This window comes from Natronospira elongata (assembly GCF_034931365.1).
Classification (GTDB): domain Bacteria; phylum Pseudomonadota; class Gammaproteobacteria; order Natronospirales; family Natronospiraceae; genus Natronospira; species Natronospira elongata.
Genome location: NZ_JAYGII010000002.1, coordinates 1 through 20,517, shown reverse-complemented (window position 1 = coordinate 20,517; position 20,517 = coordinate 1). Strand labels below are relative to the sequence as shown.

21 protein-coding genes are annotated in these 20,517 nt (G+C 59.7%); 15 read left to right on the top strand and 6 right to left on the bottom strand.

Annotated elements, in window-relative coordinates:
• Positions 1-106 precede the first annotated feature (106 nt).
• Genes VCB98_RS01205 through VCB98_RS01195 form a run of 3 tightly spaced genes read left to right on the top strand, consistent with a single transcriptional unit; the run spans position 107 to position 1,990 of the window.
• Positions 107-652 (top strand): RNA polymerase sigma factor, encoded by a 546-nt coding sequence (locus tag VCB98_RS01205; protein ID WP_346049636.1) that lies wholly within the window; start codon positions 107-109, stop codon positions 650-652.
• On the top strand, positions 639-1,097 hold the full coding sequence (locus VCB98_RS01200) for a hypothetical protein (RefSeq protein ID WP_346049634.1): 459 nt from the start codon (positions 639-641) through the stop codon (positions 1,095-1,097). Before VCB98_RS01205 ends, VCB98_RS01200 begins: the two co-directional genes overlap by 14 nt.
• A gap of 2 nt (positions 1,098-1,099) precedes the next feature.
• Positions 1,100-1,990, top strand: a complete 891-nt coding sequence (locus VCB98_RS01195) for a DUF4097 family beta strand repeat-containing protein (protein WP_346049632.1) — start codon at positions 1,100-1,102, stop codon at positions 1,988-1,990.
• Positions 1,991-2,134: 144 nt separating this feature from the next.
• Here the strand turns inward: VCB98_RS01195 and VCB98_RS01190 are convergent, their stop codons facing one another.
• Both VCB98_RS01190 and VCB98_RS01185 read right to left on the bottom strand, forming a co-directional pair.
• Positions 2,135-3,964 (bottom strand): DUF885 domain-containing protein, encoded by a 1,830-nt coding sequence (locus VCB98_RS01190; RefSeq protein ID WP_346049630.1) that lies wholly within the window; start codon positions 3,962-3,964, stop codon positions 2,135-2,137.
• Positions 3,965-3,977: 13 nt separating this feature from the next.
• The gene (locus VCB98_RS01185) at positions 3,978-4,337 is read right to left on the bottom strand and encodes a BON domain-containing protein (protein ID WP_346049628.1); all 360 of its coding nucleotides are present in this window, start codon (positions 4,335-4,337) and stop codon (positions 3,978-3,980) included.
• A gap of 173 nt (positions 4,338-4,510) precedes the next feature.
• Between VCB98_RS01185 and VCB98_RS01180 the strand changes: the two genes are divergently transcribed.
• Positions 4,511-5,353 carry an AAA family ATPase gene (locus VCB98_RS01180; protein ID WP_346049626.1) on the top strand — a complete coding sequence of 281 codons (843 nt, stop codon included), beginning with the start codon at positions 4,511-4,513 and terminating at the stop codon, positions 5,351-5,353.
• A 15-nt stretch (positions 5,354-5,368) separates the two neighbouring features.
• Positions 5,369-6,562 (top strand): vWA domain-containing protein, encoded by a 1,194-nt coding sequence (locus VCB98_RS01175; protein ID WP_346049624.1) that lies wholly within the window; start codon positions 5,369-5,371, stop codon positions 6,560-6,562.
• Positions 6,563-6,586: 24 nt separating this feature from the next.
• On the opposite strand, the gene VCB98_RS01170 is transcribed toward VCB98_RS01175, so the two are convergent.
• Positions 6,587-7,180: a hypothetical protein gene (locus VCB98_RS01170; protein ID WP_346049622.1), complete on the bottom strand. Its 594-nt coding sequence runs from the start codon at positions 7,178-7,180 to the stop codon at positions 6,587-6,589.
• 125 nt (positions 7,181-7,305) lie between these two features.
• Positions 7,306-9,786, bottom strand: a complete 2,481-nt coding sequence (locus tag VCB98_RS01165) for a zinc-dependent metalloprotease (protein ID WP_346049620.1) — start codon at positions 9,784-9,786, stop codon at positions 7,306-7,308.
• Between the two features lie 350 nt (positions 9,787-10,136).
• Here VCB98_RS01165 and VCB98_RS01160 point away from each other — a divergent pair, with 350 nt between their 5' ends.
• The 7 genes from VCB98_RS01160 to VCB98_RS01130 all read left to right on the top strand — a co-directional run bounded on the left by VCB98_RS01160 (position 10,137) and on the right by VCB98_RS01130 (position 16,122).
• Positions 10,137-11,009: an alpha/beta fold hydrolase gene (locus VCB98_RS01160; RefSeq protein WP_346049618.1), complete on the top strand. Its 873-nt coding sequence runs from the start codon at positions 10,137-10,139 to the stop codon at positions 11,007-11,009.
• A 10-nt stretch (positions 11,010-11,019) separates the two neighbouring features.
• Positions 11,020-11,244: a hypothetical protein gene (locus VCB98_RS01155; protein WP_346049616.1), complete on the top strand. Its 225-nt coding sequence runs from the start codon at positions 11,020-11,022 to the stop codon at positions 11,242-11,244.
• Between the two features lie 117 nt (positions 11,245-11,361).
• A complete protein-coding gene (locus VCB98_RS01150) occupies positions 11,362-12,189 on the top strand; it encodes a helix-turn-helix transcriptional regulator (protein ID WP_346049614.1) in 828 nt (275 codons plus the stop codon).
• A gap of 183 nt (positions 12,190-12,372) precedes the next feature.
• On the top strand, positions 12,373-13,563 hold the full coding sequence (locus VCB98_RS01145) for a hypothetical protein (protein WP_346049612.1): 1,191 nt from the start codon (positions 12,373-12,375) through the stop codon (positions 13,561-13,563).
• Positions 13,544-14,548: a hypothetical protein gene (locus VCB98_RS01140; protein ID WP_346049610.1), complete on the top strand. Its 1,005-nt coding sequence runs from the start codon at positions 13,544-13,546 to the stop codon at positions 14,546-14,548. The genes VCB98_RS01145 and VCB98_RS01140 overlap by 20 nt, the downstream gene beginning before the upstream one ends.
• A gap of 239 nt (positions 14,549-14,787) precedes the next feature.
• Positions 14,788-15,522, top strand: a complete 735-nt coding sequence (locus tag VCB98_RS01135; protein WP_346049608.1) for an energy transducer TonB — start codon at positions 14,788-14,790, stop codon at positions 15,520-15,522.
• Positions 15,523-15,588: 66 nt separating this feature from the next.
• Positions 15,589-16,122 carry a hypothetical protein gene (locus tag VCB98_RS01130; protein WP_346049606.1) on the top strand — a complete coding sequence of 178 codons (534 nt, stop codon included), beginning with the start codon at positions 15,589-15,591 and terminating at the stop codon, positions 16,120-16,122.
• Positions 16,123-16,163: 41 nt separating this feature from the next.
• On the opposite strand, the gene VCB98_RS01125 is transcribed toward VCB98_RS01130, so the two are convergent.
• Positions 16,164-16,691: a BLUF domain-containing protein gene (locus VCB98_RS01125; protein WP_346049604.1), complete on the bottom strand. Its 528-nt coding sequence runs from the start codon at positions 16,689-16,691 to the stop codon at positions 16,164-16,166.
• A 139-nt stretch (positions 16,692-16,830) separates the two neighbouring features.
• Here VCB98_RS01125 and VCB98_RS01120 point away from each other — a divergent pair, with 139 nt between their 5' ends.
• Together VCB98_RS01120 and VCB98_RS01115 are read left to right on the top strand one after the other, a co-directional pair.
• Positions 16,831-17,496, top strand: coding sequence for an SDR family NAD(P)-dependent oxidoreductase (locus VCB98_RS01120; RefSeq protein WP_346049602.1), 666 nt, complete (start codon positions 16,831-16,833; stop codon positions 17,494-17,496).
• Complete coding sequence (locus tag VCB98_RS01115) at positions 17,490-19,016, top strand: cryptochrome/photolyase family protein (protein ID WP_346049600.1); 1,527 nt, start codon at positions 17,490-17,492, stop codon at positions 19,014-19,016. The genes VCB98_RS01120 and VCB98_RS01115 overlap by 7 nt, the downstream gene beginning before the upstream one ends.
• Here the strand turns inward: VCB98_RS01115 and VCB98_RS01110 are convergent.
• A complete protein-coding gene (locus VCB98_RS01110) occupies positions 19,013-19,957 on the bottom strand; it encodes a DMT family transporter (protein WP_346049598.1) in 945 nt (314 codons plus the stop codon). The two genes, VCB98_RS01115 and VCB98_RS01110, sit on opposite strands and share 4 nt — an antisense overlap.
• A 60-nt stretch (positions 19,958-20,017) precedes the next feature.
• On the opposite strand from VCB98_RS01110, the gene VCB98_RS01105 reads away from it, so the two are divergent.
• Positions 20,018-20,517: DUF5117 domain-containing protein (locus tag VCB98_RS01105; protein WP_346049596.1), on the top strand; the 500-nt coding region annotated here is incomplete at its 3' end.

Here is a 20,517-nt window from a genome sequence, read left to right as displayed (position 1 = left end):
TTCCTGCCATCCCGTCAGCGCGCGAAGCAGCTTCCATGCCGCCCGACCAGGAAAAAAATTCGGGCGATGATTCAAACCTTGCCAGAACTGGGCGCATCCTATGGGCATGGATAACAAAAATGACAGCCAAAGCGTTGACTCAAAGCAGGCGTGGGTGGTTTCCGCCAGCCGGGGGGATCGGGAAGCCTTCGACCAGCTGTACCGCCATTACGGCGGACGGCTCCTCGCCACTGCCTGGCGGCTGGCCGGCGGTGATCGGGGCCGGGCCGAAGACTGGGTCCAGGACTGTTTCCTTCAAGCCTGGCAAAAGTTGGGCCAGCTGCGGGATCCCCAGGCCTTTGGCGGCTGGTTGCGGCGGCTGCTGGTCAATATCTCCCTGGCGGACAAACGGCGGCCGCGGCTGCTCACCCAGGAGAATCCCCCAGAGCAAGCTGCCGGGGAGCCACCCTGGCCCTGTGCCGACCGGGACCTGGAGCGTGCCATTACCGGGCTGCCTGACAATGCCCGCCTGGTGCTCGTTCTATTCCACCTGGAAGGGATGAGCCACGAGGAGATCGCGTCAACAGCGGGCATTGCGGTCGGGACATCGAAGGCGCAGTTGCATCGGGCTCGAAAACTGTTGAAGGAGGTGCTTTCCCATGACACTCACTGATCGGGAACTGGACCACAGACTGAACGCTCTTCCACGAGAGGCCGTGCCACCAGAGGGTATTTGGCAGGCCATTGAGCGGGGCATCAGGAGACAGTCAAGGCACCGTGTACTCAGCGGGCTGGCCGTGGCGGCTTCCGTATTGACCCTGGGATTGCTGGTCTGGCTAGCACCGTCACCACAATCACCGGAGGTGGAAAAGCAGCAATGGGCCACTCTTGAGTCAGCCAGTCAGGCCCTGCTGCAACACTCCCCGGCGGCCATCGCCGAAGCATTTGGTGGTCACAGCAACCCACCGGGCTGGGAAACCCATCGCGCCGCGGTATTGGAACTGGAGCAGGCCGTCGCGGAAAACCCTGGAGACCCTTTGCTGCTGGATCTGCTGATCGACGCCCGGCTGCGGGAAATGCAACTCATGAATCGTGTGGAACCGGAATGGAGAATATAACCATGAGAACCCTGATGCTTTTCTGGATTGTGCTGACGCTCCTGTTATTTAGCACAGCCACATTAGCCGAGCCCGTGCAGGAATCACGGCCCATAGCTGCTGATGCGCGGGTAAATATCAATGCCATGGTCGGCCAGATCAATATACAGGCTGAAAACACCGACGAGTTTCGGCTCACAGGCAAACTGGGCGAGGAAGTGGAGGAATTGGAGATCCGGGGCGATCGTGATGCCTGGGTAATCAATCTTCGGCCCAAGGATGAGAGCAGCAACACGCAGGTCAATGGGACCACATTGAATTTGACTGTCCCTAAAGGTATATCCCTGCAAGGCCGCGTGGTGAGCGGAGGATTCGCCGTCCGCGGACTTGAGGGTGAGCGACTGTCATTGAAAGCTGTCAGCGGTGACCTGAACGTGGACGCCCGCCCGGCCCGCCTGGATCTGGCTACCGTCAGTGGGGATATCCACCTAAAAGGCAGCGGTCAGGAAGAAAACCGATTGCGTTCGGTCAGTGGCCGCGTTCTGGCCAGGGATCTTCAGGGCCGGGTTGAGGCTGAGAATGTGTCCGGCGTCATCGAGATTGAAGGCCGGGATATCCGGAGTGCCAGGCTGCAAACCGTATCGGCAGCACTCCACGCCAGTCTGAAGCCCGAGCAACGTGCCAGTATCGAGGCCCAGAGCCATAGTGGTGAAATTCGCCTGGCCCTCCCCAGCGGTCTGCCTCTTAACCTGACTGCCCGCAGTCACAGTGGGCAGATTGAGAGTGAACTGGGCGGGGAAGCTGTCCGGAGCAGGCAGGGCCCCGGCAACACCCTGGAATTCCAGGACGGTGCTGGCTCCCTGAGTGTCCGCCTCCAGAGCTTCAGCGGCCACATCCGTCTGGAAGAACATTGAAAGAAGGAACCGGGCTCTGCTAGATGCGGAGCCCGGGTTTTCTCGGCAATCAGCCACTTGACTAGCGCTTAAGCCTTGCCAGCAGTGAATAATCGGGCAGCGTCCAATACGGTCGTATTGCACAAGTCTGCCTCGCTTTCTCCTTCAGTCGCCCTGCGATGCCTCGATCCAGGCATCTACCTGTTTGCTCAACAACGACAGGGGCATGGCACCGTTGCCCAGGACTACATCATGAAAGTCGGAGAGTTCGAAATGCTCCCCCAGGTCTTGCTCGGCGCGGTCGCGAAGGGATTGGATATGCAGCATGCCCACCATGTAGCTGCAGGCCTGTCCCGGCATTACCACATAGCGCTCCACCTCGGCCACGACATCGCCACGGGGCATGCCGGTGGTTTCAAACATGTAATCAATGGCCTCCTCGCGGGTCCAGCGCTTGTAGTGCAGGCCGGCATCCACTACCAGACGAACCGCCCGGAATAGCTGCGCCTGGAGCATGCCGAGGCGCTCGTAGTTATCCTCATACAGGTCCATTTCATCCACCAGGCGCTCGGCATACAGGGCCCAGCCTTCGGTGTAGGCACTGAACAGCGGGAAACTTCTGAAAGTGGGCAGGCCTTCCATCTCCATCTGCAGGGCAATCTGGAAATGGTGGCCGGGAATGGCCTCATGCACGGCAAGGGTGTGCATGCCGAACTTGGGCACCTCGGCAACGTCACGCAAATTGGCATAGAACACGCCCGGCCGGCCACCACCCATGGGCGGCGGCCGATAGTAGGCGCCGGCTGCTGTCGCCTCCCGGAACTCGGGCACCCGTCGGACCTCAACCGAGGCTTTAGGGAGGCGGCCGAAATAGGGTGACATTTCCTTTTCCAGGGCATCGACCATGGCCTGGTAATCGGCAATGATCTGCTCCCGACCCGCGTCCGTGTCCGGATAGAGGAAACGGTCTTCGGCTGCCAGGCGATCCATGCGCTCGCCCACCGTGCCATCTTCATAGCCCTGCTCCCGCAGTATGGCGTCCATTTCCGATAGGATGGAGTCCACCTGTTCCAGGCCCAGCTCATGGACCTCGGCCGGGCTCATATCGGTTGTGGTATTGCTGCGCAGCATATGGCGATAGAAGCGGTCGCCATCGGGCAATGTCCAGGCGCCCACCGCTTCACTCGTCTGCGGGCGAACTGCCTCGAACCAGGCAATCAAGTCCCGGTAGGCAGGATAGACATCCACCTGAAGGGCTTCACGGGCACCCTGAAGAATCGCCTGACGATCTTCTTCGGACAGTTCTTCCAGATCATCCAGGCTGTCAGCGAGGTGGGTATAGAGTTCGTTGCTTTCCACATCGGGCTCAATGAAGCCATTCATTTCGGTCAGCACACGATCCACAACAAAGCGTGGCGGGATAATGTCCCGCTCCAGCCGGTAATCCAGACCTACTATCACCTGGCCGAACTTTTCGGGGAAACGCGTCAGGCGAATGACGTAATCCTCCGCGCCGCGCTGATCATCGATGCGATGCGTTTCAATCATGAACTCCGGGAGATTGTTCTGAACACCAAACATCTGGTTCACCGGGAAGTTGTGAAACATGAACTCCCTTGCAGCCAGATTGGTGTCCATGAACCATTCCAGGATGTCGGCGGACAGGCGCTGCTGCTCTGTCATCCGATCCCGGCTGTAGGAGCGCAGGATCTCCATATCCCGAATGGCCCGGTCCACCTGGGCCTTCTGCCGCTCCACCGACACATCGGTCAGACGCCGGTTATGACCCCGTAGCGGCGTCCCCTCAAGAATGCCAAGCTGAGTCAGCATCTCCGGGTCTTGCAAGGCAAAGCGGATGAAAACCCGCTCATAGAAATGGTCAACACTGAAGGGCTTGCCCCAGACCAGCTTGTAGCCGAACACACCGCCAGCCGCGAGAACAAGGGCAATAAGCAACAACAGTACCTTGCCCACACTCCATTGAATCGTCTTCATTATCCCTGCCTCCCTAGCGACTGCCGGTCAGTTCGATCCGGCTGGTGACCTGCTCCACGCCTTCCACCTCAAGCGATACTCGCAGAGCGTGGCTGACCACGTCAGGATCACCGGTCCGGCCCAACAGCAGGACTTCCCCGTCCCGGCTGCGGGCCCGAATACCCGCCCGGCGGGTTTCGGCATCCCGGTTGAGGGCAGCCTGAACGGCCTGGCTCATGGCCCGGTCACTCCGGCTCTGCTCCTTGAAATCCGCCGGATAGGCCTCGTCCCAGCCGGTATTGCCCATCTCATTGCCAATCACCAGGGCACAACCGCCGAGACCCAGAGAAATTGCCAACAGCCCGCTCAGCAGGGCAGCACGCATTGCTTCCATCTTCCTTTCTCCTCGAACAATCAGGTGATTTACATAGATAATACAGCAGATCAGCTAATGCGCCCGGTCAAGCGTCATTTTCAGTGCCACCGGCCGGTGAATCCCTGGGTCTCCCGGGCCGGATTGGGTACACTGCGCCCTCCGCCGAATACCCTACTTCCTGGAGGCCCCCGATGACCGGATTCAAGGGATCCGCGCGCTATATCGCCGACGACAAGCTGCAACTGGCCGTCAACGCCGCCATGACCCTGGAGCGCCCCCTGCTGGTCAAGGGCGAGCCCGGCACGGGCAAGACCCTGCTGGCCGAGGAGATCGCCAGGGGTCTGGACATGCCCCTGATTCAGTGGCACATCAAATCCACCACTCGCGCCCAGCAAGGCCTCTACGAATACGATGCGGTCTCCCGCCTGCGGGACTCTCAGCTCGGCGATGACCGGGTCCACGACGTCAACAACTACATCCGCCCCGGCAAGCTCTGGGAGGCCTTCGCCAGCCAACGGCGGGCCGTTCTACTGATCGATGAAATCGACAAGGCCGACATCGAATTTCCCAATGACCTGCTGGTGGAACTGGACCGAATGGAGTTCCATGTCTACGAGACCGGCGAGACCATCCGCGCCCGGCATCGGCCCGTGGTGATCATCACCTCGAACAATGAGAAGGAACTGCCGGACGCCTTTCTGCGCCGCTGTTTCTTCCATTACATCGAGTTTCCGGACGCGGACACCCTCAAGGCCATCATTGACGTCCATTTCCCGGACATTGAATCAAAGCTGATAAGCGATGCCCTGCGCATGTTCTTTCAGGTCCGCGAGGTGCCAGGCCTGAAAAAGCCGCCCTCCACCTCCGAACTACTGGATTGGCTCAAACTGCTGGTCAGCGACCAGCTTGCGGCCAAGGCCCTGAAAGGCGGTGACATCCGCGAGGCCCTGCCACCCCTCTATGGTGCCCTGGTAAAGAACGAACAGGACGTGCAACTGCTGGAGCGCCTGGCCTTCATGAGCCGCCGCGCCTGAGTGCCACTGCCGCCCATGCTCATCCGTTTTTTCACAACCCTGCGCCAGCACGGGCTCCCCGTCACCCCCAAGGATCTTATTGCCTTGCATGAGGTGATGGAGGCCAACCTTGCCGCTTGTGACATGGATGCCTTCTATCACCTGAGCCGCATGACCCTGGTGAAGGACGAGACCCGCTTTGACCGTTTTGATCAGGCCTTTGCCCATTTCCAGGAAGGCCTGGAGGCCATGCCCGACCCGCTCGGCGGCGAATTCCCCGAGGACTGGCTGCGCCTGGAACTGGACCGGCATTTCTCCGAAGAGGAGAAGCGCCAGATCGAGGCCTTTGGCGGGCTGGAAGCCCTGATGAAGGCCCTGGAAGAACGGCTCAATGAACAAACCGGGCGGCACGAGGGCGGCAACCGCTGGATCGGTACCGGCGGGACCAGCCCCTTCGGCCATGGCGGTTACAACCCGGAAGGCATCCGCATCGGTGGACCGGGCCGCCATCGCCGGGCGGTCAAGGTCTGGGAGCAGCGTCGATATCGAAACCTGGACGACGAATCCGAAATCGGCAGCCGCAACATCCAGCTCGCCCTGCGCAAGTTGCGACGCTTCGCCCGCAGCGGGGCCCGGGAAGAGCTGGACCTGGATGCCACCATCCGGGACACGGCCCGCAATGCCGGCCTGCTGGACATCCGCACCCGACCGGAACGGCACAATGCCGTCAAGGTCCTGAGTTTTTTTGATGTAGGCGGTTCCATGGACGATCACGTCCAGCTTTCCGAAGCCCTATTCACCGCATGCCGTGCCGAGTTCAAGCACCTGGAGCACTACTATTTCCACAACTTCATCTACGAGCATCTCTGGCAGGCTAACGAGCTGCGCCACGACAATCTCACCCCACTGGATGAGATCCTCAACACCTACGGCCCCGACTACAAGGCGATCTTCGTCGGTGATGCCTCCATGTCGCCCTACGAAATTGCCGCCCCCTTCGGTGCCATCGACTTCATGAACCCGGAGCCGGGAGCGGCCTCCTTCGAGAAGATCAAACAGCGTTTTGAACGCCTGATCTGGCTCAACCCGGTACCCGAAGAAGACTGGGAACGGACTTACAGCATTGGCATGGTGCGGGAGCTGCTTGACGGGCGAATGTTCCCCCTGACCGTGGAAGGCCTGGAGCGGGCCATCACCTGCCTGCAAACCGGAAAAAAGCCAACAGATTGACGGCTTTCAATGAAGAACCCAGGATCAAAACTGGTAGTACAGGGAAACATGCATGAAGTTGAGCGTCTCCAGTCTCTGATGCGCCACATCAAAGCCTTCGATCACAGCCGAACTGCTGATTCTTGAATAGTAACCCCGCCCACCGATATCCATCTGCCAATGTCGGTTGAACTCGAGCAGCACACCAGCCTGAAAGCCAAAGATAAAGCCCTCCCCGCTCTCACCATCGAACATGGCCATGCGGTCCTCATCGAAGGGCACGTTCTCTGTCCACTTTTGCCGCCCATAGCCGGCGGACAGCCCAATATAGGGCCTTAGCACATCACCGTAGGCAAAGACATAATCACCAGCGAAGGTCGCCACAGTCAGATCGGCATCATCAAATGGCAATCGACCAAGCGTGCCGTAGAAGCGCAGATCCCGATCGATAGCACCGACCGATACCCATCCGCCCGTGCCCCTGAAATCGCGGGCAGAGAAAAGATTCCAGTCATCATCCTGGGTACCGGCACCGCCGTCCAGAATACCGCCCCCAACAAAAATATCGGTGGCACGGACACCATTGGCTGCAAACAGCAACAAGAAACACAAGCCCCCAGCAATCAAATTCCGGCTCACTTCCCTTCCCCCTCGATTTCGGACTTCAAATCATGGCAATCAGTATCATGGTCTATGCTACCGCTATTTTCCGGGTTGCAGGCCCCTCAAATCCAAGTGCAGAACCAGCCTTCCAGACCCTGTATCTAGCGCAAGGCCCGCTCAATGCGCCGCTGGGCATCCTGCAGATGAATTCGGGTCATCCGGTCTTTCACTCCATTATCCAGAAAGGAAGCGATCTCATCAGCCAGTAAAGCCAGTTGTTCACGGACTAAGGGCCGGATATCCGACTGGCTGATGTGCAGATCCGCATTCAAGGGCGGGTCGTCATTCCTGCCCACCCGGAGATTGCCGGAAGCAGGCGGCTGCCAGTGCTCGGACTCGGCCTGCTGCAACAGGTATTGGGCCTGTTCCAGGTAGGCTCGCTGCATGTTGCGCCGCCAGGTGTTGATGGCCTCACCTTCGCTCAACTCCCGCCAGATCATGGCCCGGGCATCATCCAACATATCGGTGGGCCGATAGGTTTCATCGCCCAGGAAGGCCTCGTGCTCGATCATCCGAGCCAGGCGGGCATGATTTAGCAGTCGCTGCACGGCCAGTTCCTGATAGGCCCGAATACGCTCCACCGCGCCGGCGTGCTCCAAGCGACGCAGGGTTTCCATGTCCAGTGCCCACTCCGGCGTGCTGAGGACATGCTCGTCGATGAAGGCCATGGCCTTGCGCTGGTAGTCGGGATCGATGGGGGTATAAACCGCGCCCTCCTCGCCAACTCGCTTGTGGTGGGTCCAGGAGCCGCCCACGGCCGCTGCGGCATGCTCGGCGTAGCGATTCCATTGGGTCAGATTCTGCAGGTAATGGGTTTCCAGCTCGTAGTAGTCATCGCCGGCCTTCAAAAGCCACTCACGCAGATTGCGGGTGGCCTCGCGCAAATTGCGCATGCCGTACTCAGCCGCTTTCACCGGATCATCGGAAATACCCTCGGTCATGCGGTAAGGGTCCCATTCCACGTCCATGCCAAACTGCGGATGGGCGGAACGGAACCAGGGCTTGTCCGCCCGCTCGACGATCCATTCATTGAGGGTTTCCAGTTCCTCTTCCGGCGTGGTGGCTTCCGGGATCGGCCGATAGCCCCACATGATGGCGAACTCATCCCACAGACCGATGCGGCGCTCCGGGGACACGTCGTCACCGGGCTGAGCGATGTAGTTATAACGAGTACGCCCGACTGATGAAGCCGAATGGCCCCACTCTTCCACGAAATCCGGGTCGCGCAGACTCTCCACCGGGTACACAAAATTGGCCCGCTGGTTATGGGGCAGCCCCATGGCATGGGCCATTTCATGGGAGACCACATAGCGCAGGGCCTCGCCGAGATCCTCTTCACTCAGTTCAGTGGTTCGGAAGCGGGGGTTGGCGGTGGCCACCTGAGACACCAGCCACCAACGCAAGCGCTCATCCAGACCGTGGTACATATTCATGTGACCGCGGATCACCTCACCGGAACGGGGGTCCACCACATCACCGCCGGCGTTGGCCGAGCGTACCGGGGTGGCCACGTAGCGAATCACGTTGTAGCGGGCGTCCAGCAGACTGAACTCCGGGTCTTCTTCCTCGGTGGGTGCCAGCTTCACATCCACCGCATTCTTGAAGCCGGCTTTTTCAAAGGCCGACTCCCACTCCATGATCCCGGCCTTGAAGTAAGGCACCCACTTCTCCGGCGTCGCCGGGTCGATATACCAGACGATGGGCTCCTTGGGCTCCACCAGCTCACCGCGCTTGAATGCCTCCATGTCCTTGGGCTCCAGACGGTAGCGGCGCAGGTATTCATAGGGCCGCACCCCCTGGAAATCCCGGGAATAATCGGTCTGCTGCTGGGTAATGTAGGTAACCCGCTCATCCGCCAGGCGGGGCATCATGGGTTCCTCCGGCAGCAGGATCATGGAGTGGTTGATCTCGAAGGAAACCGTACCGCCCCGACGATTGGAGGGCGGATTCTCCGCGTCATAACTGCGCACGGCCCGAATCTCGATGTTCCCGGGAAAAGCCCGGCTCCACTCCAGCCAGCTTCGCTCCGCATCAAACTGTCGGATACCCAGATCATCCCGGCGTTGGCGGGGAAAGGAGAAGGCCGGATGATCTCCCAGATACATTTCAGTGACATCAATCACCGCCCGTCCCTGTCGCTCCATCTCCACCGGGAAACTGGCAACGACCGGCGAGAAATTCGAATTGGCGACGGCCAGGGCCAGGGGGGAATCCGGATCAGCGGTATTGGCATGGCTCTGACTGCGAAGCACAACACGGTCACCGCGCCGCTCCCACTGCACCACCATATTCTCGGTCATGCGATCCCCGCCGCCACGGGCCGCCAGCCCTTCCTGGGCCTTGGCATAACGGCTCATCACCGCCATCTCGCGCCCGAGCATGTCCTGGGGAATCTCAAAAAGGATCCGCTCATCGATTTGATGCACCGTGAACAGGCCCTCGGCCGAGTCGGCATCACGCAGATCCCGCTCGGACAGACCATTGGATGAATCACCGGACGGTCCACAGGCTGTCAGGAACAGCCCAAGCAGCAAAAGAACAGGGAAACAGACAGGGGAGAAAGAGCCAGGCAGTTTATGCATAGGACACCACAAAGTCGGGATTCCAGACGGGCAATGGCAACCCATCCTCCCGGAACTCACGGATGACCGCAAGACGACAACGGGCCGGCAGGCAAGTTCCAATATCGCCCCGGCAACCAGGAGCCTCAGTGACGACCAGACATGAGGCCGGCTGGAGCCAAGGTGAAAGATGGCAAGCCGCGCTCAGCGCAAGCTAAGGACCTGACTTGACGCCCCTCGGGACCAAACCAAGAGTTACATCCCCGCCTCAAGCCGATTTTGAGTGGCAGCAAGGCCCCGGCAGGTCTAATATGTAAAAAGAAGGAGGGGATCGTTTCCGGGCTTTAGCAAACCCGGTGAAGGGAGTCAGTATGACCGGGCATCAGTACGGGAACCACCACACCCTGCGCCTTGCCGCTGATCGGCAACTTGGCTGGTCGGAATATGGCCTCGCCGACGGCAGAGGCATCGTCTACTGCCATGGAACGCCGGGATCACGCTGGGAATTTGCCCCGGCGGCCGATCTGGCCGCGATTTTCGGTTTGCGGGTGATCGTGCCGGACCGCCCCGGCTACGGTGCAAGCTCCCCTTCCCCGGGCCGTACCCTTGCCGATTTTGCCGACGACCTGGCCGCCCTGCTGGACCACTTGGCACTCGACCAGACTGGCCTTCTCGGCTTTTCCGGCGGCGGCCCCCATGCCCTGGCTGCCGCCCTGCGCCTACCGGAACGCATTAACCGACTGGGCCTGGTCAGCAGTCTTGCGCCATTCTCGGATGCCACCACGGTGGGCATGCCGGAATCACTGCAACAATTCTGGCAACTGGCCGGTAGCGATGCCGAGGCCTTTCTCGCCATGCTCAACGACGGTCTCGAATCCACCGACACCCCCTTGGACCTGCTTCTGGCCGGCGCACCGCCGGAAGACCAGGCCATTTTCGAAAAAACGGGTACCAGTGCCTACGCCGCAAGCCTCACCGAATGTCTGCGGCCCGGCCTGGAAGGCATGCTGGCGGACGCCCAGGCACTGACATCGGACTGGGGCATCACGCCCAAAGCACCGAATTGCCCGGTCCACCTCTGGCATGGCAGCCGAGACCTGAATGCGCCGATTGCCATGGGCCAATGGCTGTCAGCGCACCTTGGTGGTATCCCACTGAATCAATGGGCAGACAGCGCCCATTTCGCCTTGTTTGAGCGCTGGGACCAGGTCCTGGATACCTTTGACCAGAGTCCGTCGCAGTGAAGGGGCGGCCATGAGATCGACCCACGACATCGATAGATTTTCGAGCCAGGTGGAGTCTATCTACACCGCCGCCACCGACCCGGACCACTGGCAGGGTTTCATCGTTGACCTGGCCCAGACCCTGAATGCCAAGTCAGGCATCATCCGGGGCATCGATGAACGCAACACCGCCATTCGCAGCAACATTCACTACAACCTGGACCCGGCGCTGCAGCGAGCTCACAGCGAGTACTAAATCAAGCACGACATCTTCCTCGATGTACTCAAGACCGTCCCGGCCGGATTCATCGCCACATCCGAACAGCTATTCACACCCCGGGAACTCCGTAACAACGAATTTTTCGCTGATTACATGCGGCCCCAGGAGAATTATCACGTCTGTGGCGGTATTGCCGTGCGCACCGAGGACTGTGTTTTCAAGTTCGCAGTCCAGCGACACCTGGCCGCTGGACCGTTTGACCAGGAAGACAAAAACTATATGCGCCGCCTGGTCCCCCATATCCAGCGGGCCGTGAACATGGGCCAGCTCTTGAGGCTCACCCGGCAACAGGTCAATGCTGCCGAACATACCCTTAATGCCCTGTCCGTGGGTGTAGTGCTACTCGACGGGGAGCATCGCATTGTCCACAAGAACGACAAGGCCGAGGAGATTCTTCAACAACGTCATGGCCTGATGGCTGATACAGGCCATATCAGGGTGACCCACCCCAGAGACCGCAAGCGCTTCCGGGGCATGCTCGAGACTGTCAAAAACCGGATCGCCCTTTCCCAACCGCCTACCCCGGAGGCAATACTGCTCCAACATGAAGCGGGCCGACCCCACATTCTGGTGGTGGCCACGCCAGCCAGACCCGGCCCGATGGGCCTGGAGGGTCCATGGCCTGATGTGCAAACCGTCTGGCTCCTGAGCAACCTGGCGGACGCAGGCCTGGTCAATCGCGACATTCTCATGAGTCTTTACGGCCTTACAGCGGCCGAGGCCCGACTGGCCTGTGCCCTGGCCCAGGGTCACGAACTGTCCGAGCTCAGCGATCACTGGCAGCTGTCGCGGGAAACCCTGCGTAGCCACCTAAAGAGAGTACTCACCAAGAGCGGCACCGGGCGCCAGTCCGAACTGATACGCCTGCTGACCGGCAAACCCTGGAATATCTCCGCCAGCCCCTCCGACTCCACAAGCTAGCACCGCATCCCTCTCAGCGGCCTGCCCCACCCAGCCGCCAACCTCGAAAATTTCTCGCCAGAGTTCACCTATATGGGTGATGCGCCGGGGCGCCCGCCAGCCTAGCTTATCCATACGTCCCTCTCATTTTCCGTCACGGAATAGGAAGTCGGGCAGTCTGAAAACACTCCAAGGAGGTTGACAATGTCCCCATTCAATCCACGCATAGGTCTGTATTCCCTTGTCCTGGTCCTTCCCCTCGCTGCCTGCAATAGTTCCAGTTCGAGCAGCGACGATGGTGGCGACTCTGGTGATCCGGATGGCGAAGCCGTCTTTGCCGTCGCCGGGGAAGTCATCGGACTGAGCGGAGACCAGCTCATCCTGAGACTCAATGATGCGGAGTCATTGACCATCGATTCGGATGGCCCATTTGAGTTCGCCACGCAGCTTGAGGACGGTGAGAGTTACAGTGTTGCCACGCAGGTCCTGCCGGAAGCGCCGGCCCAGAACTGTGACCTGGAAAACACCGAAGGAACGATCGCCGGTGCCGACGTCAGCGACATCGCCGTTTCCTGTCATGGGGCCATCCAGATGATTGGCCGGGTCGCCGGCCCGATCATTGCCGATGCCGATATCGAGGCGCAGGTGGGCGAAACACTCTATGAGGCCAGAAGCGACGAACAGGGCATGTACAGCCTGCGCCTCAGCATTCGTGAACCGGATGAAATGGTGAGCCTTAAAGCCACTGACCCAACGGATGGTTTCATCCTCTTCCAGTCCTACCTTGGTGACATGAATCGACTGCAGGCCCTTGCCACCAACGACGGGCTTCTGACCCGGGAACAGAACGTGGGGGTCAATATCACCAATGTGAGTACCGCCAACGCCGCCCTGATGCGCTGGCAGAACGATGGTCAGGCACCGGAAACCGAGGCTGAACGGACAGCGCTGCGGGACCGCCTGTCGGCCAACCTGCTACTGCGCTCGTCGGCGTTGATCCTGCTTGCCGTGGAAGACCCGGATCGAACCATTGTCCCGGCAGCAGGTGCTTCCCTGGCGCAGGCGGGATTGGCCCTGGTGGGCAGTGATGACACCAGCAGCCTGATTGAGGAAGAGGAAAGCCGAAAGAGCTATGAGGAGCAGGTTCTGGAGAACGATCCGGACAGTATCGACAATGCCATTGGTGAGATCCTCTCCGACGAGGACCTGGTACAGGGAATCGACGAAGATGAGATACCCAATGACTGGTTCGGTATCACCGGCCCGGAGCCCAATATCATCACCGGCACTCAGTTCCGCTTCGAAAGAGGATGGGACTGGCCTCTACTCCAATCACGTGGATTCGGTCACTTTCCAGTGGGAAGTCGTCGACGGCATGCTGGAAGTGAATCTTGACGGAGAACTCACCACGGCAGCCTTTTGCTGGGTCGAAGACGATGAAGGCAATTCCTATCAAACCGCCTGCGTCACGAGTCTCAGTGAATTCGAGGCCTCACTGGTGGCCGAAGAAGACGGCATGGACATCGTCTCCGTCAGCCAGGCCGGCACCCGGGAATTCCCGGACGATCCCGACCGGGAAAGCATTGAGGTGGATTTCCGGACAGACCTTTACGGCCACCACCTGGACCAGCTCATGGCCTTCGAGGAAGCCGACATCGCTGATCAGACCTGGGGCATTCCGGGCGATTTCCCCGCGCTTGTCGGTGGCGAGGCGTGGTATGGCGACGAGCTGATGACCTTCACCAGCGGCGGGGTCGGCGAAGCCAGCGAATCCGGGGCCTTTAACTGGTCCTTGAGCGACAGCGGCTGGCTGCAGATCGAGTTTGGCAGCGGCACAGTCCATGAAATTGCGTTGAAGGCGGAACAGCACCTCCCCGTCTGGCGCTCCAGGGTCCTGTCCACAAACAGCAATGGTGAGGCCCGCTCCATTCGCTCCATGAACGCTCCACAAAGCGCCAATGGCGGGCTGGATGAGACCTTTGCCAGTGAATTGTTTGTCCAGTGGGATTACCAAACGGCGGGTGACTATGCCTTCGCCGTCGATCTCAGAGAAGATGGCTGGGGCAGCATCCGTTACATCGAGAAAGCAACCGACGAAGTACTGGGCATTGATTACGAAGTCGATTACCGCTTCGATAACGGGCGTCTCGTATTGGAAGCCTGGGCGCAACCGCGGGATGACGGTCCGGTCTGGTGGGGCCGGGAATCCATTTGTGACGATTCCCAGGAGGTCGATTGCTACCTGACCATGGTCCGAAGCTGGACCTTGCTGCATGACGACGGTGACTGGGTCTCCCTGCTGGAACGGATCGACAACTTGAACGAAGAAGGTGACCCCATCTCCATTTCACCCCGGGTCATCCAATACCGTCGTTTCTGATTCACCTCAGTACTGATGACTGGGCCGCGGCGAGACTGCCGCGGCCCTTTTCATTCCCTAAGGCAGCAATCAGGTCTTTTTCCAAACCTGCACTCTGGGCGCGGAGCTCTCGGCCTCCCGTTGACAAAATCCCAAAAGGCCCAGTAAATTCCAATCTCGATTCTCGTCAGAGTCCGCCAGGGCCATGATGCCCCATGGTGGCAGATTGAATAATAGATCCTTAGGGAGGGGGACCCCGTATGAGCCAGCAATCTGTATTCCGTCCTGCATTCGCCGTTGGCCTTATCGCTCTCATGAGCGCCTGCGCCAGCTCGCCGGAAACCTTTATTCCGGAGGAAAAAAAGGCGCTGCCAAAGGTTGAAGATCCGAACTCTTATTTCGCTGAAATAACAAGGGTTGCGCCCGAATGGCCTAGGAGCGCCCTCACAAAGGGTATCTCCGGCTCAGTGACAATGGGGCTGGTGATCGACGCCGATGGTCAGGTCACCCACATCGAGGTCATGGAATCCACGCCGGAGGGAATTTTCGATCGTGCTGCGATCCGGGCCGTCCAGCAATGGCGCTACCAGCCGGATGACGCTACGAATGCGCAATCGGTCCGAGTGGCTCAAACCATCGATTTTGTCCACTTCGGTGATGGTAAGAATCGCCCCGACCCACTATCGGAAGATGACAAAGCGCTGGAACAGCTTGAAATGAGCGATCCTGTGTTTGCAGCAGTTGATTCAGCTCCCGTGCGAATGAGCAAAGAAGCACGTGAACTCCTGCCCACCGGGTCAATCAAGGTACTGATGCGGGTCGAAGAGAACGGAGAAGTCTCACGTGCGAAAGTTGCTGAGGCGCAACCCAGTGGCGTTTTCAATGCCGCCGTGCTGGACTCCGTAAGCCAGTGGCAATTTCATTGGGAAGACGACACTGAGGCTAAACCTGTGCTGGTGGAAACGGAGTTCGAGTTTACATCCGAATCGGATTAAGTCGATGTCTGGCTGCACCTAAAAGCAGAGATACTCAAAGACACCGACATCTCAGAGTACAAAACCATGCTGTCCACTCTCCTCCTGCTGCTGAGCGCGCTTTCCGCGCCCTCATGTGACTACGATCATGATGCCATGATGGCCCTTGACCAGAATGCCTTCGATCAGGACATGGAGGGTGGATGGCGCACTCTGCATCGGGCCGGTTGCACGGAAGAAGCGGCTGATCTCATCCGGGACTACCGGCGTCACCATGATAACGACGCCCCTATCCTGCTGTTCCACGAAGGCCAGATGCGGGCCCAGGCCGGCCAGACCGAAAAAGCCATCCCGCTGATTGAGCAGACCTACCGTAACGACGAGGATCGAGGCGGCTGGAACTTTTATGTGGACGGCACAATCGCCTTTCTGGAGGGCGACCGAAAGGCCCTCAAGGCCGCAAGGGAGAGACTGGCGGACGTTCCCGAGCCCGAAGAATTCGCTCCAGTCGATACCCTCGGCAACCCGGTGGACATGCCCTGGCCACCCAACCTGCCCATGCTCGATCGCTTGATCGACTGTTTTGACAGCGACTACGCCGAGGCCTACCACGGCTGCTGACTGTCGTCTGGGTCATGGCTGATCACCTCCTCCCGGACAGCTCAGCCACGACCCAGCAGGCGTCGAAAGAAACCACCACCGGATTGTCTGGGCCGGTTAGCCACCGGCGAATCCGGTATCTCTGCTCGGCTGGGGTCTTCGGCGGCGACACAGGCCTGCAGTAGCCCGTGAATCATTTGCTTGTTGAACTCATAGGGCCGAAATGCCGACAGCCCATACTGATCCAGCAAGCGCTGGACCTGGCTTTCAATCGCAACGTACTTCATGGACCAGTCGAGGAACTTCCGCTCATCCACCTGCTCCATCTGCAATAGCCGCACATCCTCGTGGCGAGGGTCCTCCCCGATCCGCTGATAGACCTTATTCACCAGGCCCCGCTCACCCTCCAGGCACTGGAAGAAATAGCCATCACCAAAATGCAGAACCCCGCCAATGCGGTCGCGGGCATTATTGCGCCGGGACTGCATCAGGATTCTGGCCACGTTGGGCTCAATGCCGTTGGCATTCTTCTGGGGCTCAAATGTGGCCCGGCTGGCATAGACCAGCCTGACAGTCGCTTGCTCGCTCATGGGGCAACTCCAGTTCGGGAACCGCTGATGGACAATTTGCACAACATTAGCATACAATACCTGTACAAACCATATATTCCACAGCCGGATGCCGGTCGGGAAAGCGGACCCAAAACATCTGGCAACAGGAGTCGGTCTTATGAAGAACGCCCTGGTGATTGGTGCCTCCGGCGGCATTGGCAGTGCCCTGACCAAGGCCCTGGCAGCCGAAGGCCATGCCGTGACTGGCCTCTCCCGGTCCGAGCATGGGCTGGACATTACCGATGAGGATTCCATCCAGGCGCACTTCAGGAACCTCAGCGGGCCCTTCCACCGCATCCTGATCACCACCGGCGCCCTGCAGGTCGACGACCACCGGCCCGAGAAGACCCTCAGACAACTGAATCGGGAAGCGCTCACGGCACTGTTTCTGGTCAATGCCGTGGGCCCGGCCCTGGCGATCAAACACGCGCTTCCCCTGTTGGCCAAAGACGAGCCGGCGGTGCTGGCCGCCCTCTCCGCCCGGGTGGGTTCCATTGGCGATAACCGCGCCGGGGGATGGTACAGCTATCGTGCCGCCAAGGCTGCCCTGAACATGATCATCCACGGCGCCGCGATCGAACTCGGCCGCAGCCGAAAGCAGGCCATTTGCGTAGCCCTGCACCCCGGCACGGTTGCCAGCAGGCTGACCAAGCCCTATCTCGGCCGTCACCCCTCGGTCACACCGGAGACAGCAGCCAAGAACCTGCTGGCTGTCATCACCGGCCTGAGTCGAAATGACTCCGGGGGGTTCTTTGACTGGGCCGGGGAGACAATTCCGTGGTGAGGCTGGTTCTGATTCTGGGGGACCAACTGAGTGAAAGAATGGCAGCACTCAAGGCGGCCGACCAACGTCATGATGTGGTTGTCATGGCCGAGGTGGATAGCGAAACCGGCTATGTCGCCCACCACCCCAAGAAGATCGCCTTCACCCTGACGGCAATGCGCAAATTCGCCAGCCATCTGGAGCAGCAGGGTTGGACCGTGGCCTACACCCGCCTGGATGACCCCGACAATACCGGCTCCATCCCCGATGAACTCGGGCGCCGGGCCCGGGAATTCGAAACCCGGCAGGTCCTGGCCACCGAGCCCGGAGAGTGGCGCCTGCTCCAGGCCCTGGAGGCCAGCCCTCTGGATCTGAAACTGCTTGAGGACGATCGCTTCCTCTGCAGCCGCCAGGCCTTCGCTGACTGGGCGCGCGGTCGCAAGACCCTGCGCATGGAGCATTTCTATCGCACAATGCGACGCCACACCGGCCTGCTCATGGAGGGCAATAAACCCGTCGGCGGCAAATGGAATTTCGATCACGACAATCGAAAAGCAGCCAGCGAAGATCTGTTTCGCCGGCAGCCTCCCGCGCCCGGCTCGGACAACACCCTGGATGCAGTACTGGCATTGGTCGAGGAGCGATTCGCCGACAACTTCGGCACCCTGCGCCCCTTCAATTTCCATACCGACCGTAAAGGGGCACTCAAGGTCCTGGATCACTTCATCCGGCACGCCTTGCCGGACTTCGGCCGCTACCAGGATGCCATGCTCACTGGCGAGCCCTACCTCTACCACTCAGTATTAAGCCCTTATCTCAATGCGGGTCTGCTGGACCCGTTGGAAGTCTGCCAGGCCGCCGAGGCCGCCTATCATCAGGGCCAGGCACCCATCAATTCGGTGGAAGGCTTCATCCGTCAGATCATCGGCTGGAGGGAATTTGTCCGCGGCATTTACTTCCTTGAAGGCCCGGATTACAGCAAGCGCAATGCCCTGAAACACGATAAGGACCTGCCCCCCATGTACTGGGGTGCCAAGACCCATATGCATTGCATGGCCGAGGCCATCGGCCAAACCGAATCACTGGCCTATGCCCATCACATCCAGCGGCTGATGATTACCGGCAATTTCGCCCTCCTCGCCGGCATCGACCCGGCACAGGTCCAGGAATGGTATCTGGCCGTCTATGCCGATGCCTATGAATGGGTCGAAGCCCCGAATACCGCCGGTATGTCCCAATTTGCCGACGGCGGCCTTTTCGCCTCCAAGCCCTATGTCAGCTCCGGGGCCTATATCAACCGAATGTCCAACTACTGCCAGAGCTGCCCTTACCAAGTCACCCACAAAACCGGCGACAAGGCCTGCCCCTTCAACGTGATTTACTGGCATTTTCTCAACCGACACCGGAAGCGCTTCGAAGCCAACCCCCGCATGGCCACCATGTACCGCAACTGGGACAAGATGGATGCGGAGAAGCGCAAGACCATCATCGAGGAGGCCAGCGGTTTTCTGGACCGACTGCATCAGGGAGAAACCGTCTAGCGCGCTGGAGGAAGGGGCTTGCCTCGAGAATTGGAGTACACGCTCAAAGCGGTCACCGTGACCAGGATCAGGACCATACCCAAGACCTGAACCAGACCCAGGCTCTGATCCAGAATCACCACGCCAAACAGCGAGGCGGTGACCGGCTCCACCATGGCCACAATGGAGGCGACGGCGGGAGCAGTGTGATTCAGGCCGATAATGTAAAAAATGAACGACAGGCCCGCACCAATAACCCCCAGGATCAGAAATAGCGGCCAGCTCGAGGTGCTGAGCACATCGACGGTCTGCTCTGGATCACCGAGGAGAAAGAGAATGATTGCCATGACGGCAAAGGCAATCACCAGAATCGCTTGAGGGCTGCCATGGGGTGCGGCGCATTTGAACCCAAAGATGAAAACCGCGTAGGACAGGCCGGAAAGCAGACCGGCGCCAGCGGCAATCGCCGTCACCTCCCCGGCACCCACGCCGTAGATACCGGTAAGCAGTACCACACCGAACAACACCATGACGATGGCAACCCACTTGAACAGCGTGGGCTGCTCCAGCTTCAGGGTGAAGGAAACGAGATAGACAAAGACCGGCGCGCAATACATCAGGGTTGCCGCCACCGCCACGCTTCCCTCGGCGATGCTCATAAAATAAAAGGAGAAATTCCCCGCCACCCCCAGGCCGGCCAGCAGGGACCACAGCCAGAGTTTCTTGTTACCCAGGCCACTCCCTTGCGGCCGCAGGGCCAGCCAGGACAGAACGAAGACAAAACCGATCGCCCCCCGATAAAAGGAAACCACCACCGGGTCCCAGCCATCGCCGGTGAGAATCCCGCCTATGCCGCCAGACAAGCCCCAACACAGGGCAGCGAGGGCAACAAATAAGGTACTCAAACCAGCCACTCTTCCTGGCGACGACGGATTCAATGGAGACTCTGAATGATTAGGCATGCGGATAACTTACCAGATGCGCTATGCTCAGGGCTTTTGGCAGACAGTTGGAGATCCCCCATGAAAGCCTCGCGTTACTTGATATCCGTGACCTGCCTGGCCGTGATGATCTTGTCAGGGCCCGTCATGGCGGAGGAAACCATGCTGCCGGTGCATTACGAAGCAGACACCGGCCGGGTGCTGCTGGAAGTGCGAGACCTGGATGAGCCGCTGATCTACACCAACAACCTGGCAGCGGGCCTGGGCACCTCCGGCCCACTGTTGGATCGGGGCCAGATGGGCCACGAGACGTTGGTGCGCTTCAAGCGGCGCGGAAACCGCGTGCTGCTGGTGGATGACAACACCGATCACCGGGCGCTGGGCGACAATGAACAGTTGCAGCGCTCTGTTGAGCAGTCCTTCCCCCGCTCGGTCCTGGCCGCCTTCGAAATCCAGGAAGCGCGCAACGGGACCTTGATGGTCGATGCCACCGATTTCTTCCTCTCCGACGTCTTCGACATTGCCCAGCGGATGCGGAGCGCCAATCTTGGCCGCCCAAGCCTGGACACAGAGCGCAGCTA

Bases quoted from the DNA above. Each gene is read 5' to 3' on its own strand.
- VCB98_RS01110 (WP_346049598.1), bottom strand. From the start codon at position 19,957: ATGCCTAATCATTCAGAGTCTCCATTGAATCCGTCGTCGCCAGGAAGA.
- VCB98_RS01195 (WP_346049632.1), top strand. From the start codon at position 1,100: ATGAGAACCCTGATGCTTTTCTGGATTGTGCTGACGCTCCTGTTATTT.
- VCB98_RS01200 (WP_346049634.1), top strand. From the start codon at position 639: ATGACACTCACTGATCGGGAACTGGACCACAGACTGAACGCTCTTCCA.
- VCB98_RS01150 (WP_346049614.1), top strand. From the start codon at position 11,362: ATGCGGCCCCAGGAGAATTATCACGTCTGTGGCGGTATTGCCGTGCGC.
- VCB98_RS01165 (WP_346049620.1), bottom strand. From the start codon at position 9,786: ATGCATAAACTGCCTGGCTCTTTCTCCCCTGTCTGTTTCCCTGTTCTT.
- VCB98_RS01175 (WP_346049624.1), top strand. From the start codon at position 5,369: ATGCTCATCCGTTTTTTCACAACCCTGCGCCAGCACGGGCTCCCCGTC.
- VCB98_RS01190 (WP_346049630.1), bottom strand. From the start codon at position 3,964: ATGAAGACGATTCAATGGAGTGTGGGCAAGGTACTGTTGTTGCTTATT.
- VCB98_RS01140 (WP_346049610.1), top strand. From the start codon at position 13,544: ATGCTGGAAGTGAATCTTGACGGAGAACTCACCACGGCAGCCTTTTGC.
- VCB98_RS01125 (WP_346049604.1), bottom strand. From the start codon at position 16,691: ATGAGCGAGCAAGCGACTGTCAGGCTGGTCTATGCCAGCCGGGCCACA.
- VCB98_RS01180 (WP_346049626.1), top strand. From the start codon at position 4,511: ATGACCGGATTCAAGGGATCCGCGCGCTATATCGCCGACGACAAGCTG.
- VCB98_RS01160 (WP_346049618.1), top strand. From the start codon at position 10,137: ATGACCGGGCATCAGTACGGGAACCACCACACCCTGCGCCTTGCCGCT.
- VCB98_RS01135 (WP_346049608.1), top strand. From the start codon at position 14,788: ATGAGCCAGCAATCTGTATTCCGTCCTGCATTCGCCGTTGGCCTTATC.
- VCB98_RS01205 (WP_346049636.1), top strand. From the start codon at position 107: ATGGATAACAAAAATGACAGCCAAAGCGTTGACTCAAAGCAGGCGTGG.
- VCB98_RS01185 (WP_346049628.1), bottom strand. From the start codon at position 4,337: ATGGAAGCAATGCGTGCTGCCCTGCTGAGCGGGCTGTTGGCAATTTCT.
- VCB98_RS01155 (WP_346049616.1), top strand. From the start codon at position 11,020: ATGAGATCGACCCACGACATCGATAGATTTTCGAGCCAGGTGGAGTCT.
- VCB98_RS01130 (WP_346049606.1), top strand. From the start codon at position 15,589: ATGCTGTCCACTCTCCTCCTGCTGCTGAGCGCGCTTTCCGCGCCCTCA.
- VCB98_RS01145 (WP_346049612.1), top strand. From the start codon at position 12,373: ATGTCCCCATTCAATCCACGCATAGGTCTGTATTCCCTTGTCCTGGTC.
- VCB98_RS01120 (WP_346049602.1), top strand. From the start codon at position 16,831: ATGAAGAACGCCCTGGTGATTGGTGCCTCCGGCGGCATTGGCAGTGCC.